A 15,357-nucleotide genomic window follows, 5' to 3' on the forward strand; every position below is an offset into this window, starting at 1 on the left:
CTGAGTTATCACTATTTTACTATAAGACCCTTCTTTTTAAAAGAAATCATTCAATCCGACCCAATCCTACTTATACTATAGCCTTGATTTTTTATCAAGATGTCAAGGTATTTTTCTTGAAAGAGGAGTAAACAATCCTTGCAAACCCCTTGAAGCTGTGGTAAATTATTAAAGTATCTTGAGGCATCTCTAAGTACGTATATGAAGAATATGATGATGTTTTCGCAGTTAGGAGGGAAACAAATGGCACGTAAATGCGTTATTACAGGCAGAAAAACAAAAGCTGGGAACAACCGTTCTCACGCAATGAACTCTACAAAACGTACATGGGGCGCGAACCTTCAAAAAGTTCGTATTCTAGTGGACGGTAAGCCTAAAAGAGTATATGTATCAGCTCGAGCTTTGAAATCTGGTAAAGTTGAGCGTGTATAAGCAAGAGTAAACGCCTGCTACAGTTTATTGTAGCAGGCGTTTTTATGTGGAAATAAAGGAGATTACTCATTAATCTTTTTTAAATGAACCAAGCATCGCACGGACAATGCCGCCAAGAAATCTAGGCAGTTTGATTGTATAAAATTTCATTTTGTCCCCCTCCTAAAAGTACCGCTTGCAGCACAATTGAGCTTAATCAGCCATCCACATTGATAGGTTGGTCAATCTTTGCTTCTTACCATTATTAATATGCCTTCATGAAAAGAAAAAGTACCATTTGAGTGGATGAGTTCGTTACTAATACATAGTGTGGAACCAGGCTCAATATGACAATTTTTCAGAGGATATTTGAAACCTTTTAATGTCAGCTTTTCAACCGATGTACCAAAGGGCAGAAACGACACATATTTTTTATCCGGGTCTTCTTTTATTTCGTATGTACCAGGCCCAAACATTTGAATGATATTTTGTTTATCTACAAGAGTAATGTTTTGCTTGTGCTGAATGCCTTGATATAGAAGGTGAATATTTCCTAGAAAATGATCAGCCCTTCCTCCTGTAATGCCGTAGATGTGAATATGCGCTGGGTGCTGGCGCATGGCCCAGTTCAGCGCAAGCTCTAAATCGGTTTCATCCTTTTCAGCCTGAAATACATTCAGGGCAGGCAATTTCTTTTTCAGCTCGCAAAGCTCTTCTTCTGTCACACTGTCAAAATCACCAAAAGCCTTGGCAGGCATGATGCCGCGCTCTAGTAAAAAAAGCGTCCCCCGGTCTACACCAACCCAGAGAATATCATCCTGTGATGCTTCATGTTCAAGGGGCGGAATGTATTCAAAAGGACCGCCGGCTACGATATGTATGTGCATGATATACGCTCCTCTCCATGTAAAAAGAACCAAAGATCACAATGACTTTGGTTCCTTTTTTTACGCTTCTCGAATGGCCTGAATGGCTGCTGCGCGGTTGTCTTTACCGTATACCGCTGAACCGGCCACAAGTAAGTTAGCGCCTGCTTCTTTACAGCTTTTTGCAGTCTCTACATTGACACCGCCGTCTATTTCTATGAGTAAGTCTGATAAGCCCTTTTGTTCACTAAGGGACTTCACTTCTTTTACCTTCGTGAGGACAGATGGAATAAACGCCTGTCCGCCAAAACCAGGATTCACCGTCATGAATAAGACAAGGTCTACATCCTCTAATACATGCTCAATGTGGGAAACAGGTGTGTGCGGGTTTAAGACGATACCTGCTTTTACACCTTGTTCTTTTATGTGCTGTATCGTTCGGTGCAAGTGTGGACAAGCCTCTACATGGACAGAAATAATGTCAGCACCTGCTTTGGCGAATGCAGAGATATACCGGTCTGGCTGCTCAATCATTAAGTGAACATCGAGCGGCAGCTTTGTATGCGGTCTGATTGCTTCCACAACATTCGGCCCAAATGTGATATTCGGTACAAAATGGCCGTCCATCACATCGATATGGATGTAATCCGCTCCGCCTTGTTCCACATCACGGATATCTTTCTCCAAATTGGCGAAATCTGCTGATAAAATGGAAGGGGCAATATAAACCATGATTTAGTACCTCGGCTTTCTGTCTTTGATTTCAGTTAAAAACTCTAAATAATGCTGATAGCGATACTCTCTGATTTGCTCTTGTTCGACCGCATCTTTTACCGCACAGTCTGGCTCTTTCACGTGCAGGCAGCCTCTAAACTTACAATCCGCACTCCGCTCTTTGATTTCTAAAAAGTAAAGACCTAAATCTTCCGCTTCGATGCCGGTAAATTCGAGTGAGCTAAAGCCAGGTGTATCTGCAATAAGCCCTTCTGCTGTACGAATGAGCTCGACATGTCTTGTCGTATGCTTCCCTCTTCCAAGATGGGAGGAAATATCGTTGGTTTTCAGCGCCAGGTCAGGACTCATCGCATTTAAAAGGGAGGACTTGCCTACACCAGACTGACCAGCAAATACAGTGATCTTATTGTGAAAATGCGGGGTCAGCTTTTCAATTCCGTCCCCCTCGATCGTGGATGTTAAATGAACATCATATCCAATTTGCCGATAGTCCTCTGCATAACCTTGAATACTTTCACGCTCTTCATCTGTTTTCAATAAGTCCACTTTTGTGATACAGATAATCGGCTCAATATCATTTGCTTCTACAAGCACTAGAAATCTGTCTAAAAGCGATGTGCTAAAGGTTGGTTCTGTCGCAGAGAAAACGAGCACCGCTTGATCGACGTTACTAATAGGCGGACGAACAAGTTCGTTTGTCCGCTCTTTTACTTCTAATAAGTAGCCTTCTTTATCGTTGTCTGCTTGATACACGACATAATCTCCAACAAGAGGTGTGATTTTGTTTTTACGAAAAATACCTCTCGCTCTGCACTGAATCACTTTTCCAGTTTCTAAAGACTCATCGAGCACATAATAAAATCCGCTTAATGCTTTAATAATTTTGCCCTCAGGCATAAAGTCCCTCCTTTATTCATCTTCAGGGTATTCGATCGTTTTAGAGCTTACGACTTTATCATCAACCGTCACTTGATAGTATCCTTTTTGACCTGGTTCAATCTTAAATTTAATGGTCCGTTCAGTTGGTGCAGTGATGTTAAAGGTTTCATATGAATCAGAAATGCTATGCTCAGCATCGTCAATGGAAATCTGAACGGTCATCTCTTGCCCTTCTGTTACTGGTTCATACGGGATGGCAATCTTCTCAGTCACTGTTTTAGCCGGTTTTTTCTTCGGTCCGAGTGAGAAGGTGATCTTAACCGTATCACCTGGTTTCACAGCAGTACCAGCTCCTGGCTCCTGTTTCATCACTTCACCTTTTGGCACATCATCAGAATACGCTTCTTTTTCATCAAGCTTTAATCCGTTATCCTCTAAATAATTCGATGCAGCCTGTTTACTATATGTCGTTAAATCCCGCAAAGTAATATCGGCAGGACCTATGCTGACCGTCAACGTCACTTCTTCATCTGCTGCCACAAGCTCAGTACTCGCTGAAGGTTTCTGTTCCATGACAATCCCAGATTCGGTGTCATTATCATTTACTTCCTCCACAACAACTTGCTTAAACCCTTTTTTCTCTAATAATTCTTTTGCTTTATCGACCTTTTCACCTGTTACATCGGGTAATTCGGTCTTTTCCTTGCCCGTACTTTGGTAAAGCTGAATTTCGGTTCCTTCTTTTACCTTTGTGCCGATTTTAGGGTCTGTTTTGACGACAAGCCCTTTTTCAATTTTTTCATCAGCGATCTCAATTGGATCAGAGGCGACGGTAAAGCCGGCTTTCTTCAAGGTGTCCTCGGCTTTGTCAATCGTCATGCCAGATACATCAGTGACCTCCACATCTTTTGGAAAAAGCAGTCCCGGAAACACAGTGATGGCTAAAATGGTCGCAGCAGTCAGAATAAATAGGATGGATGCCACAATCCAAGGCCATTTTTTCCGTTTCTTTTTCGGCTTTTGTTTCTCTTTTTTCTTCGGTTTTAGCACTGGATGGACAGCTGTTTTTTCATTGTCTTGATCGACTTGATGATCTTGAATGATTGGGATCGCTTTCGTTGCTTCATGATCTTCTTCAATCACAAAGCGTTTTTCTTTTAGCCTTGAAGGGTCGAAAGCAGTTTGTAAATCTTTTTGCATTTCAGATGCATCTTCATATCGATAAAAAGGATCTTTGGCCATCGCCTTTAAAATGATGTTTTCCACGCTTTGTGGAACAGAAGGGTTCCACCTTCTCACAGATGGCGGCTCTGATTGTAAATGCTTCAGCGCAACACTGACAGCTGATTCTCCTTCAAACGGCATGCGTCCGGAAATGAGTTCATAGAGCACAATGCCAAGTGAATAGATGTCTGATTTTTTCGTCGCAAGACCTCCGCGTGCTTGTTCTGGAGACAAATAGTGCACGGATCCTAGGACCGAATTTGTGTGGGTGATGGTCGCTGAGCTGAGTGCTATGGCAATCCCGAAATCAGTGACCTTAATATTCCCCATGTTGTCTATTAATATATTGTGAGGCTTAATGTCCCGGTGGACGAGCTGTTTCGCATGGGCTTCTTCCATCGCCGCAACGACTTGCTCCATAATGCGAACGGCTTCTTTCGGATGAAGCGGGCCATTGGCGTGTATGTATTCTTTTAGCGTCATCCCCTCGACATATTCCATGACAATATAATAAATGTCATCTTCTTCCCCTACATCGTAGATGCTGACAATATTTGAATGATCTAAGCTTGCGGCTGATTGCGCCTCGCGCCGGAAACGTCTAATAAAATCATCATCGCTTGCAAAGTCAAAGCGCAAAATTTTAATCGCGACTTCGCGATCTAAAATCATATCCTCCGCCAAATAAACGTTTGCCATTCCGCCTCCGCCTATGACGCGAAGAATCTGATAACGGCCGCTGATCCGTTTTCCGATCAACACTTGCTGTCACCCTCCTCTGGCTGGGAGGAGATTTCTAACAATACTGCTGTAATGTTATCTTCACCGCCGTTGTCATTCGCTGTTTGGATTAATGCTGTTACTTTTTCATCTGGTGCGGTCGTTTGGTTTAAAATATGAATCAAATTCTCTTCTTCTACTTTATTTGATAAACCATCTGAGCAAAGCAGGATTTGATCTCCTGGGTCCACTTCAAAAGTATGTGCATCGATTTGAACGTGTTTATCTGTTCCTAATGCTTTTGTGAGCACATTTTTTCTTGGATGATATTCTGCATCCTCTTTAGAAATTTCACCTGTTTTCACAAGCTCATTTACAAGTGAATGGTCATCTGTTAGCTGGGTCAGTGCTCCTTCTCTTAGCAAGTAGCAGCGGCTGTCTCCAATATGAGCAATTGTGACCGTTTGCAAATGAACGAGCGCACAAACAATGGTTGTCCCCATTCCTTGGCACTCCTCATTGTTTTTCGCATGTTCATATACTTGATCATTAATGTCACTAATTTTTGAGATTAACCAGCTTTCTTGCTCTGCTGGTTTTGCTGGGATTGAAGATGTTTCTTCCCAGTATTCTTTTAAAGAAGAGACGGCCATCTTGCTGGCGACATCACCAGCAAGATGACCTCCCATTCCATCAGCTACAACAGCTAGAAGGGTGTCTTCTTTTGCTTCAAAAATACCTGCATCATCTTCATTATGCTGACGGACTTTTCCTGTATCGGTTTGAAAGGCTGCCCTTATCAACATTCGTCACCTCGTCTCTTCCTGACGCTCCTTCGCTCTTAGCTGACCGCAAGCAGCATCAATGTCATGGCCTTGCTCTCGTCTAATCGTTACGTTTACGCCGCGTTCTTTCAGCGTTTTTTCAAATAGGAAGATTTGTTCTCTCGGTGTTCTTACATAATCCCTTTCCGGTACATAGTTCACCGGAATGAGATTCACGTGGCACTTGATTCCTTTTAATAAGTCTGCAAGCTCTTCTGCATGATGAACTTGATCATTTACTCCGCCAAACAGGCCGTATTCAAAGCTGACACGTCTTCCTGTTTTTTGAATGTAGTATTCAATGGCTTCCATTAATTTCGGCAGCTTATATGCCTTATTGATCGGCATTAGACGGCTTCTGATTTCTGTGTTCGGTGCATGCAGGGAGACAGCAAAATTGATTTGCATTTGCTCATCAGCGAATTGATAGATCTTTGGAATGATTCCGCTTGTCGACACTGTAATATGACGCGCGCCAATATTTAAGCCGTTGTCATGGTTGATGATTTTAAGGAAAGCAAGCATTTCGTCAAAGTTATCAAACGGTTCACCAATTCCCATGATGACAACCGAGCTGACTCTCTCATCTGTTTCGTCAAGTGCCTGCTGCACTTTCAATACTTGAGCAACGATTTCTCCTGCTTCAAGGTTTCGTTTTAACCCACCAAGTGTAGATGCACAGAATGTACAGCCAATTCGGCAGCCAACTTGAGTTGTAACACAGACAGAGTTTCCGTATTCGTGGCGCATCAGCACTGTTTCAATGGTATAGCCATCATGTAATTCAAATAAAAACTTGATCGTTCCGTCTTGAGACGTTTGTTTGATCACGGTTTTTAATGTGGTGATCGCAAATTGATTTTTTAATTTTTCTCTTAAATCCTTTGAAAGGTTAGACATATCGTCAAAGGATGTCACACGTTTCTCATAAAGCCACTCGAAAATTTGAGCTGCGCGGAAAGGCTTTTCGCCTTGTTCTTTTAACCATTCTTTCATTTCGTGAAGCTCAAATGAGTAGATCGACGGCATTTCTGTCTTCAGTTCTTTTCTTACTTTTTGTTCTGTCATTTTTTATCCCTTCTTTCTCATGCTGCAAATAAAGAAACCATCTGTTCCGAAATAATGAGGAAGTATTTGCACACTTCCGTTTTGAACAAACGGAGCAACCTGCTCAGGCAGCCGTTCATTAAGAGATAGATCGGGTTCGAAGTCTTGGTGTTCTTGTAAAAACGCATGAATCACTTGTTGATTTTCTGTTGGGTCCATTGTACATGTACTGTATACAAGGGTTCCGCCCGGTTTTAAAAGCGGGGCCGCTTCCTTTAAAATGGCCTGCTGGATAGCTGCAAGCCTTGCTGAGTCTTCTTGTGACTTTGTATATTTCATATCTGGTTTTCGTCTAATGACGCCAAAACCGGAACACGGCGCATCAATGAGAATGCGGTCAAACGAAGCTTCGCTGTAATAGTCTGCTGCTTTCCTTGCATCAAGTGCTTTTGCCTCAATCTGAGTAAGGTTCAGACGTTTTGCTGCTTGTTTGATGAGTTTCACTTTATGTTCATGTAAGTCAAGCGAAACAATTTTCCCCTCATCATTCATACGTTCTGCAATATGTGTTGATTTTCCGCCAGGAGCCGCACAGGCGTCAAGCACCGTTTCTCCCGGCTGAGGGTCAAGCGCTCTTGCAACAAGCATAGAGCTTTCGTCTTGTATCGTAACATAGCCTTCTTGAAAAGAAGGGGTTGAGACGATGGACCCTTTCATGAGCTTAAGTGCATCTTCAGATAAGTCGCCAAGCTCCGTTTCAATGCCTGCATCCATTAGTTTTTGCTGCAGTGCCGTGCGGTCAGTTTTCATTCGATTGACGCGAAGGGTTTGCTTTGGCGGGACTAAATGAATGCGGCACATGTTTTCTGCCGCTTCAAATCCGTACGCCTGAACCCATTCCTCCACAAGCCATAATGGGTGGCTTGTCTCAATGGACAGCCGCTTTACTTGATCTTTGATCGCATCAAATGACGGAATGCCTTCTCTTTGTACGGAACGAAGAACACCGTTCACAAGTGAAGAAATGCCTTTGTGCCCGCGCTTTTTCGTTAGCTCGACAGCTTCATGAATGGCTGCACGATCTGGGATTTTTTCAAGGTACACCATTTGATAAAGAGACATCCGTAAAAGCTGCATCACCCATGGAGCCACCTTTTGCGGTTTTTTCACAAAGGGCGCAAGCATATAATCTAATGCCAGCTTATTTTGCAGTGTACCATACACAAGCTCTGTTAACAGCGGTTTGTCCTGATCAGCTAAGTCTTTATCTTTCATGACTGACTGCAAAAGCAAATTACTGTAAGCTTGGTTTTGTTCGAGTTTGATTAAAGCGTCCAGCGCTACTTCTCTCACATTACTTTTCTTCATTCATTAACCCTAATTTCTGCCCAATTTCGATATTTGCGCCTCTTAAGAAGTCTTCGCCGCTCATTTTTTTCTTACCAGCTGGCTGCACACCTGTTAACAAGAGGCCTTGCTTATTCCCCGTTCCAATGACCGGACCTTCTTTTTGAAGCTCAATCACTTTCCCAGGTTCTTCTTGCGCTTGTAGCGGAACCTTTTTCGCTTCCCATACTTTTAGATGAGCGCCGTTCCATTCAGTATAGGCAACTGGCCATGGATTTAGCCCGCGAACTTGGTTGTAAAGCTCTTCACCGGTTTTTGTCCAGTCTAACCTTTCTTGTTCCCGCTTAATATTTGGTGCGTATGTGGCCGCTTCTTCATTTTGCGGAATCGGAGAAATAGATCCGCTCAGAACATTTGGCACCGTATCTTTTAGCAGTGCGGCACCAGCTGTACTTAATTTGTCATGCAGTGTTCCAACATTGTCTAATTCATCGATTTCAACTTCTACTTTACTGATCATGTCACCTGCATCGAGCCTTTCCACCATGTACATGATCGTAACGCCTGTTTTCTTTTTGCCTTGAAGGATCGCATAATGAATCGGCGCGCCGCCTCTTAGTTCTGGCAGGAGCGAGGCATGAACATTGATACAGCCAAACTTAGGTTCATCAAGTAACCGTTTAGGTAGAATTTGTCCAAATGCCGCTGTGACGATTAAATCCGGCTGTAATGCAAGCACCTTATCAATTTCTTCATCTAGGCGTACCTTTTCAGGCTGCAACACAGGAATGCCGTGTTTTAAGGCTTCCACTTTCACAGGAGGCGGTGTGAGCACTCGCTTTCTTCCTTTCGGGCGGTCTGGCTGCGTGACGACCCCTACCACTTCGTATCCTTCTGTTATCAGTGTTTGCAGCACAGGTACTGAGAAATCAGGGGTTCCCATAAATACGATACGTGCCATTTTCTTCACCCTTCCATTTCCGCAAGTTCTTTTTCTGTATAGGTTTCAATGATTTTTGACGTAAATAAAATGCCGTCTAAATGATCAATTTCGTGCAATAAGGCTCTTGCTAAAAATCCGTCTGCTTCTATTGTAAATGGTTTGCCTTTCTTATCAAAGGCTTTTACCTTCACATAGTTCGGTCTCTCTACAGTGCCGTATAAAGATGGAAAGCTCAGGCAGCCTTCAATATCTGTTTGGCTTCCTTCTACTTCAAGCACCTCGGGGTTCACTAAATCAATTCTGCCAGATTCTTCTCCAATATCTACAACAGCGATTCTTTTTGAAACACCAATTTGTGGTGCTGCTAGTCCAACTCCATCCAGCTCAAGCATTGTATCATACATATCATCCAGCAGTTTTTTAAGCTTTTTATCGAACGTATCGACACGCTCTGTCTTTTGTTCAAGCACTTCTGCCGGATATATGACTATTGGTTTTACTGCCACTTATAGCCCTCCGTTTTACATCATCATATATGGATTCATATCTATTGAAATCATCAATTGTTTTTGTTCCATTTCCTTTTGATAATGGTCTTGTATTTTCCGTAGTAAACTTGCCAGTTCATTTTCCCTTTTGTATTTTATCACGCATTGATAGCGATATCTATCTTTGATCTTAGCGATTGGTGATGCAGCCGGACCAAGGATTCGAGTATTCGGTGCACAGTTCGTTTTTAGGAACTGGACAATTTGATCAGTCACATGTGCTGCCTTTGTCACTTCTTCGTGTGACACTGTCACCATCGCCAAAAAGTAATACGGCGGATAGGACTGGTGGCGGCGATGCAGCATCTCCTGTTCATAAAAGGCTTCGTAATCATGCTGCTTCGTTAATTCAATACTATAGTGAGAAGGCGTATACGATTGAATAATAACCGAGCCCGCTTTTTCATGGCGCCCTGCCCTGCCGCTGACCTGTGTGAGAAGCTGAAATGTTTTTTCACTTGAACGGAAATCAGGGATGTGAAGGGATGTATCCGCACTGAGAACACCAACAAGTGTGACATCTGGGAAATCCAGTCCCTTTGCAATCATTTGCGTCCCGAGCAAAATGTCCGCTTCTTTATTGCCAAAAGAGGTAAGAAGCTTTTCGTGAGCACCCTTTCGAGACGTTGTATCTACATCCATTCGGATGACTCTTGCCTCTGGCAGTACTTTTGTCAGCTCTTCTTCTACACGCTGCGTACCCGTACCAAAATAGCGAATATGCTCACTGTGGCATTCTGGACATTCAGCAGGTACTGGTGCTTCGTGACCACAATAATGGCACTTCAGCCGTTTTTGATAGCGGTGATAGGTGAGAGAAATTTCGCAATGAGGACATTGCTCTACATATCCGCAATCACGGCACATGACAAAGGATGAATAGCCTCTTTTGTTCAGAAATAAAACAGCTTGTTCTTTTCTTTCAAGCACTTCCTTTAACCTAAGCATTAATTCCTCTGAAAACATGGAGCGGTTGCCATTTCTTAGTTCTTCTCTCATATCAATTAACGAAACGTGCGGCAGCTGCTGCTGGTTGACGCGGTGTTTTAGCGACAGCAATGTATAAACGCCTTTTTTCGCACGTGCATAGGTTTCAAGTGAAGGTGTTGCACTGCCTAATACGACTGGACATTGATGCCGACCTGCTCGTTCAATGGCGACATCTTTGGCATGGTAACGAGGCATTTCTTCTTGTTTATAAGAGGATTCATGCTCTTCATCTATAATAATCATGCCTAGATTTTCAAATGGAGCGAAAACAGCAGACCTTGCGCCAACGACAAGCTTGACTTCCTTGCGATGAATTTTCCGCCATTCATCATATTTTTCTCCTGTCGATAAGCCGCTGTGAAGAACGGCCACATTTGAGCCAAATCGTTCTTTAAATCGCTGCACCATTTGAGGAGTTAACGAGATTTCAGGAACTAAAACGATCGCTTCTTTTCCTTTTTGAAGAACATGATCGATTGTCTGCAAGTAAATCTCCGTTTTACCGCTTCCTGTCACTCCGTGCAAAAGAAAGGTTTCGTGCTGATCATCACTCACTGCTTGATGAATATGCTTGGCCGCCTCTCTTTGCTCTGGCGTAAGATCAAGTGGAGCAGATGGTGTAAACTCCCGGTCACGATAAGGATCTCGATAGACCTCTTCATAGCTTTCTGTTAACAACCCTTCTTGAATAAAGGTTTTAAGCGTTTGGGAACTTGCGCCTGTTTGCTGCTGCAAGTCTTTCGCTAAAAAGGTTGTCTCTCCCGCTTCAAGCAGATAGGAGATCAGTGCTTTTTGTTTCACCGCATTTTTCTTTAGCTGCTGCTGTTTTTCTGCAAGTTTTTCTTTCGATACAGCCATCTGGAGCATGCGGACCTTTTTCTTTCCAGATTTTTGTGAGACATGGTATCTCACCTCGAGATGACCTTTTTGGACATGCTTTTGAATCCGTTTTAATTGTTCAGCCGGGATGTCAGCATAAAGAATGCTTTCTCGCTGACCGAAAAGCTCTTTCAATGACTGCGGAAGTTCTTCCTCAGAAAGCACCTGAATTTCTTTTTCATACTTTGCCTTCATGGCTGCGGGCAGCATCGATTGAAGTGCCGTGATATGATAGGACAATGTTTTTTCCGTCAGCCAGTGGGAAAGCTCCAATAGCTCATCTGTCAGAACAGGTGATAAATCAAATAAATCGACAATCTCTTTGATGTTTCCTGTCTTGATGTCTGTTTCATCTTTGACTTTTGTCACAAACCCTTGAATCTTCCTCGGGCCAAAGGGAACGACCACCCTCATTCCCGCTTTGACGAGATCTTTGAATCGATCTGGTACACGGTAATCAAATGGCCGGTCAATGGCTTTCGTTGTGACATCTACGATGACTTCAGCAATCATGCTCGATCACGCTCTTCTGGAAGCAGCTGTATTGCCTCCTTTAAAATTTCAAAAGCGAGGTCTTTTTTGCTCATCATCGGCAGCTCTTTTTTCGTTCCATCTGCTTTGATCATCGCTACCACATTGGTATCTGTGCCAAAGCCTGCACCCTCTTTTGTAACGTTATTGGCGACAATCATATCTAGATGCTTGGATTCAATTTTCTTTTTCGCATAATATTCTACATCCTGCGTTTCAGCTGCAAAGCCGACCAGCACTTGATGCTCTTTTCTTTTCCCTAGCTCTTTTAAAATATCTTTTGTCCGGGTGAATTCAATGTCCAGAGCGCCGTCCTGTTTTTTCATTTTATGAGCATATGTCGTGACAGGGGTATAATCGGCGACAGCTGCTGATTTAATGACAAGATCAGCTTCCCCGTATACATTTAGTGCAGCTTGATACATCTCCTCAGCTGATTCAACATGCACTACATGTACATGGTCAGGTTCAGTTAAAGAAACAGGTCCAGAAATCAGCGTAACATCTGCCCCCATTTGCTGAGCAGCCTCTGCAATCGCATAGCCCATTTTTCCACTAGAACGATTTGTAAAGAACCGGACAGGATCGATGACTTCACGTGTAGGACCTGCTGTCACCACGACTTTCTTTCCTGAGAGCGGTAAGCTTTTTGGCTCTTCAAAAAAAGCACGGATGTGTTCAACAATTTTTTCAGGCTCTTCTAATCGCCCTTTTCCAATGTATCCGCAGGCTAAATAACCTTCACTTGGCTCAATAAACCGGCACCCGTCTTCATATAATGTGCGAATGTTCCGTTTCACAGCCGGGTGATCGTACATATGCACATTCATCGCTGGAGCGATCCATACAGGCGCTGTTGAAGCAAGCAAAGTCGTCGTCAGCATATCATCTGCAAGTCCAGCAGCCATTTTACCAATCGTATGTGCTGTTGCAGGGGCAACAAGAATGAGATCGGCCCAGTCAGCTACGTCAATATGCGCAATGACTCTTGGATTGTTTTCTTTGAATGTATCCACATATACCTCATGCCTAGACAGAGCTTGGAAGGTAAGCGGAGACACAAACTCACGAGCAGATTCCGTCATAATCACTCTGACATTTGCGCCTGCTTGTACAAGTTTACTAGTAAGTGCTGCTGCTTTATATACGGCGATTCCTCCGCTGACACCGAGCAAAATATTTTTTGACTGTAACATTTGTTTGTCCCCCTTAACGGCCTTTTTCACAAATTCGTCTACAATTCAAAAAAGTCAAAACCAATCATAGTTTTGACTTTTTTGAACGTATCGTATCTGCATAGCAGAAGCGATGTGTTATTCTTGATCCTCTTTTTCAAATGTCAAAAGACCAGCGTCGATTTCTTCTAGTGCTTTGCCTACGAATTTGTAGGACTTTGTGTTTTCAATTTGCTGATCTTGGTGGATCTGCATTTCACGTGCACGGCGTGCAGACACTGTTACAAGTGTATATTTTGAATCAAGTTTGTTCATCAATGAGTCAATTGAAGGATCTAACATGGTTTATTCTACCCCCAGCATTTTTTTATATCTTGGTGCGACTCTGTCTCTGCGCAGGTGTTCTGCAAGGACGATCGCTTTGATTCTTTCACAAGCAAGCTCGACATCATCGTTTTCAACGACATAGTCGTAAGCATCCATCATTTCAATTTCTTCTTTCGCAGCGGCCATTCGGTTTCGAATGAGCTCTTCAGATTCTGTACCGCGTGTAATGATGCGGTTTTGAAGTTCTGAAAGACTAGGCGGTGCAAGGAAAATAAAAAGACCTTCCGGGAATGCTTCTCTTACTTGAAGCGCACCTTGCACTTCAATTTCAAGGAAAACATCTTTTCCTTCGCTTAATGTCTGTTCTACATAGTCAACAGGCGTGCCGTAGTAATTCCCGACGTACTCTGCCCATTCTAACAGCTTTTTGTTTTCAATCATATGTTCAAATTCTTCCCTGGTTTTAAAGAAATAATCGACACCATTTCTTTCACCTTCACGCGGTTTGCGTGTCGTCACAGAAATAGAGTATTCAAATTTCGTATCTTCCTGGGAGAAAATGGCTTGTCTGACCGTTCCTTTTCCAACTCCCGAAGGTCCAGAGAGAACGATTAAAAGTCCTCTTTCTTTCATAATGGCGTATTACCCCTGCCCTTCATCTATGATTTCTTCTTTTACAGAAAGTCTTTGCGCGACAGTCTCAGGCTGAACGGCAGATAAGATGACATGGTCACTGTCCATAATGACAACAGCACGGGTTCTTCTTCCGTATGTAGCATCTATGAGCATGCCTCGATCTCTTGCGTCTTGTATCATTCGTTTAATCGGTGCTGATTCCGGACTGACGATCGAAATCATCCGATTCGCTGAAATGATGTTTCCAAATCCGATATTGATCAACTTTATGGTCATCTTCTTTCGTCCCCCTGTAATATAAACGTCTCTAGTCTCGCCGAAAGAGACGCACTGTAAACAGCATACACAATGACTATTCTATATTTTGCACTTGTTCTTTTATTTTTTCAATAGCACTTTTCATTTCAACCACCAGCTTTGTTAAATGGTGATGGTTCGCTTTTGATCCAATGGTGTTCACTTCACGGTTGAGCTCCTGTACAAGGAAGTCAAGTTTTCGGCCGGCAGCACCGCCTTGCAGCAAGATTTGTTGAAATTGCTGAAAGTGACTTTTTAATCTCGTAATCTCTTCTGTAATGTCGCAGCGGTCAGCAAAGATGGCAGCCTCTGTTGTCAGTCTGCTCTCGTCAAGCGCCTCTCCGATCCATTCTTGCAATCGCTGATTCAATCGTTCTTTGTACTGACTCACAACCTCTGGTGCAAAGACTTTGATTTCTTCTGTATAGGCTTCTAGTTCAGAAAGCCTCAGTTCACAGTCTTTTTGAAGTGACGCTCCCTCTTGCTCTCTCATGAAGCAAAGCTCCTTGACAGCATCCTCGCAAGCTTCCATCAGCAGCTGCTCTAGCTGTTCATTTCGGCTGGCTGACTCTTCCACCTGAACGGCAAGCTCAAGCCCCAGTAAGTCATGTGCATGCTGAATGCCTGAAATGTGATAGCGTTCCTCGAGATCTTTTGCGGCTTTCATGTATTCATCAAGCAGCGGCCAGTCGATCTGTAAGGACCGGCTTGCTAGTTTACCGCCTTCAATCGTGACAAACAGCTCAATTCTACCGCGCTGCACGTGACGAAGAATGATCTTTTTTAATGTATCTTCGAAATATAAAAGCGGCCTCGGCAAACGGGCATGAACCTCTTTAAAACGGTGATTGACCGATTTTAGCTCAATTGACACTGTCAGTTCTCCATCCGTTTTACTCGCTTGGCCGAATCCCGTCATACTGCGTATCATGTTAAAACACCCAATTCTTTCATATTAATAAAATGAAAAAGGTAATA

The 15,357-nt window shown here is 43.1% G+C and carries 17 protein-coding genes; 1 reads left to right on the forward strand and 16 read right to left on the reverse strand.

The genetic code is table 11. The features are described 5' to 3' along the window. The first annotated feature begins 243 nt into the window (after nt 1–243). The gene (rpmB, locus tag QSJ46_RS10785; RefSeq protein ID WP_003212514.1) at nt 244–432 is read left to right on the forward strand and encodes a 50S ribosomal protein L28; all 189 of its coding nucleotides are present in this window, start codon (nt 244–246) and stop codon (nt 430–432) included. A gap of 69 nt (nt 433–501) precedes the next feature. Here rpmB and spoVM read toward each other — a convergent pair whose 3' ends face one another. The 16 genes from spoVM to QSJ46_RS10865 form a co-directional block, all read right to left on the reverse strand. Then, on the reverse strand, nt 502–582 hold the full coding sequence (gene spoVM / locus QSJ46_RS10790; RefSeq protein WP_008354550.1) for a stage V sporulation protein SpoVM: 81 nt from the start codon (nt 580–582) through the stop codon (nt 502–504). 71 nt (nt 583–653) lie between these two features. Further along, nucleotides 654–1,298 (reverse strand): thiamine diphosphokinase, encoded by a 645-nt coding sequence (locus QSJ46_RS10795; protein WP_047202145.1) that lies wholly within the window; start codon nt 1,296–1,298, stop codon nt 654–656. Nucleotides 1,299–1,358: 60 nt separating this feature from the next. After that, a complete protein-coding gene (gene rpe / locus QSJ46_RS10800; protein WP_047202144.1) occupies nt 1,359–2,009 on the reverse strand; it encodes a ribulose-phosphate 3-epimerase in 651 nt (216 codons plus the stop codon). A 3-nt stretch (nt 2,010–2,012) separates the two neighbouring features. After that, on the reverse strand, nt 2,013–2,909 hold the full coding sequence (gene rsgA / locus QSJ46_RS10805; protein WP_212039812.1) for a ribosome small subunit-dependent GTPase A: 897 nt from the start codon (nt 2,907–2,909) through the stop codon (nt 2,013–2,015). 12 nt (nt 2,910–2,921) lie between these two features. Further along, complete coding sequence (gene pknB / locus QSJ46_RS10810; protein ID WP_212039811.1) at nt 2,922–4,877, reverse strand: Stk1 family PASTA domain-containing Ser/Thr kinase; 1,956 nt, start codon at nt 4,875–4,877, stop codon at nt 2,922–2,924. Further along, nucleotides 4,871–5,641, reverse strand: a complete 771-nt coding sequence (locus tag QSJ46_RS10815) for a Stp1/IreP family PP2C-type Ser/Thr phosphatase (protein WP_249117668.1) — start codon at nt 5,639–5,641, stop codon at nt 4,871–4,873. The genes pknB and QSJ46_RS10815 overlap by 7 nt, the downstream gene beginning before the upstream one ends. 3 nt (nt 5,642–5,644) lie before the next feature. Then, nucleotides 5,645–6,727, reverse strand: a complete 1,083-nt coding sequence (gene rlmN, locus QSJ46_RS10820) for a dual-specificity RNA methyltransferase RlmN (protein ID WP_024424208.1) — start codon at nt 6,725–6,727, stop codon at nt 5,645–5,647. Between the two features lie 3 nt (nt 6,728–6,730). Continuing rightward, nucleotides 6,731–8,074: a 16S rRNA (cytosine(967)-C(5))-methyltransferase RsmB gene (gene rsmB, locus QSJ46_RS10825; RefSeq protein WP_107163644.1), complete on the reverse strand. Its 1,344-nt coding sequence runs from the start codon at nt 8,072–8,074 to the stop codon at nt 6,731–6,733. Continuing rightward, nucleotides 8,061–9,014, reverse strand: coding sequence for a methionyl-tRNA formyltransferase (fmt, locus tag QSJ46_RS10830; RefSeq protein ID WP_039178449.1), 954 nt, complete (start codon nt 9,012–9,014; stop codon nt 8,061–8,063). Before fmt ends, rsmB begins: the two co-directional genes overlap by 14 nt. Before the next feature lie 5 nt (nt 9,015–9,019). After that, entirely contained in the window at nt 9,020–9,502 is a 483-nt protein-coding gene (gene def / locus QSJ46_RS10835; RefSeq protein ID WP_285604706.1) for a peptide deformylase, read from the reverse strand. Between the two features lie 15 nt (nt 9,503–9,517). Then, nucleotides 9,518–11,926, reverse strand: a complete 2,409-nt coding sequence (gene priA / locus QSJ46_RS10840; RefSeq protein ID WP_285604707.1) for a primosomal protein N' — start codon at nt 11,924–11,926, stop codon at nt 9,518–9,520. Next, the gene (gene coaBC / locus QSJ46_RS10845) at nt 11,923–13,140 is read right to left on the reverse strand and encodes a bifunctional phosphopantothenoylcysteine decarboxylase/phosphopantothenate--cysteine ligase CoaBC (RefSeq protein WP_285604708.1); all 1,218 of its coding nucleotides are present in this window, start codon (nt 13,138–13,140) and stop codon (nt 11,923–11,925) included. The genes priA and coaBC overlap by 4 nt, the downstream gene beginning before the upstream one ends. A 117-nt stretch (nt 13,141–13,257) precedes the next feature. Then, entirely contained in the window at nt 13,258–13,461 is a 204-nt protein-coding gene (gene rpoZ, locus QSJ46_RS10850) for a DNA-directed RNA polymerase subunit omega (RefSeq protein ID WP_003211647.1), read from the reverse strand. A gap of 3 nt (nt 13,462–13,464) precedes the next feature. Further along, a complete protein-coding gene (gmk, locus tag QSJ46_RS10855) occupies nt 13,465–14,079 on the reverse strand; it encodes a guanylate kinase (RefSeq protein WP_024424214.1) in 615 nt (204 codons plus the stop codon). Nucleotides 14,080–14,088: 9 nt separating this feature from the next. Further along, nucleotides 14,089–14,358 carry an extracellular matrix/biofilm regulator RemA gene (gene remA / locus QSJ46_RS10860; RefSeq protein WP_008344898.1) on the reverse strand — a complete coding sequence of 90 codons (270 nt, stop codon included), beginning with the start codon at nt 14,356–14,358 and terminating at the stop codon, nt 14,089–14,091. A gap of 76 nt (nt 14,359–14,434) precedes the next feature. Continuing rightward, nucleotides 14,435–15,310, reverse strand: coding sequence for a YicC/YloC family endoribonuclease (locus QSJ46_RS10865; protein WP_285604709.1), 876 nt, complete (start codon nt 15,308–15,310; stop codon nt 14,435–14,437). Nucleotides 15,311–15,357 lie beyond the last annotated feature (47 nt).

The sequence above is a fragment of the Bacillus sp. YKCMOAS1 genome (genome assembly GCF_030268125.1).
In the GTDB taxonomy this organism is placed as follows: Bacteria; Bacillota; Bacilli; order Bacillales; family Bacillaceae; genus Bacillus; species Bacillus safensis.

Excerpts from the sequence above, each read along its gene's own strand:
- rlmN (WP_024424208.1), bottom strand. The coding sequence starts at position 6,727 with ATGACAGAACAAAAAGTAAGAAAAGAACTGAAGACAGAAATGCCGTCG.
- QSJ46_RS10795 (WP_047202145.1), bottom strand. The coding sequence starts at position 1,298 with ATGCACATACATATCGTAGCCGGCGGTCCTTTTGAATACATTCCGCCC.
- rsmB (WP_107163644.1), bottom strand. The coding sequence starts at position 8,074 with ATGAAGAAAAGTAATGTGAGAGAAGTAGCGCTGGACGCTTTAATCAAA.
- remA (WP_008344898.1), bottom strand. The coding sequence starts at position 14,358 with ATGACCATAAAGTTGATCAATATCGGATTTGGAAACATCATTTCAGCG.
- rsgA (WP_212039812.1), bottom strand. The coding sequence starts at position 2,909 with ATGCCTGAGGGCAAAATTATTAAAGCATTAAGCGGATTTTATTATGTG.
- rpoZ (WP_003211647.1), bottom strand. The coding sequence starts at position 13,461 with ATGTTAGATCCTTCAATTGACTCATTGATGAACAAACTTGATTCAAAA.
- spoVM (WP_008354550.1), bottom strand. The coding sequence starts at position 582 with ATGAAATTTTATACAATCAAACTGCCTAGATTTCTTGGCGGCATTGTC.
- coaBC (WP_285604708.1), bottom strand. The coding sequence starts at position 13,140 with ATGTTACAGTCAAAAAATATTTTGCTCGGTGTCAGCGGAGGAATCGCC.
- rpmB (WP_003212514.1), top strand. The coding sequence starts at position 244 with ATGGCACGTAAATGCGTTATTACAGGCAGAAAAACAAAAGCTGGGAAC.
- rpe (WP_047202144.1), bottom strand. The coding sequence starts at position 2,009 with ATGGTTTATATTGCCCCTTCCATTTTATCAGCAGATTTCGCCAATTTG.
- gmk (WP_024424214.1), bottom strand. The coding sequence starts at position 14,079 with ATGAAAGAAAGAGGACTTTTAATCGTTCTCTCTGGACCTTCGGGAGTT.
- priA (WP_285604707.1), bottom strand. The coding sequence starts at position 11,926 with ATGATTGCTGAAGTCATCGTAGATGTCACAACGAAAGCCATTGACCGG.
- QSJ46_RS10865 (WP_285604709.1), bottom strand. The coding sequence starts at position 15,310 with ATGATACGCAGTATGACGGGATTCGGCCAAGCGAGTAAAACGGATGGA.
- QSJ46_RS10815 (WP_249117668.1), bottom strand. The coding sequence starts at position 5,641 with ATGTTGATAAGGGCAGCCTTTCAAACCGATACAGGAAAAGTCCGTCAG.
- fmt (WP_039178449.1), bottom strand. The coding sequence starts at position 9,014 with ATGGCACGTATCGTATTTATGGGAACCCCTGATTTCTCAGTACCTGTG.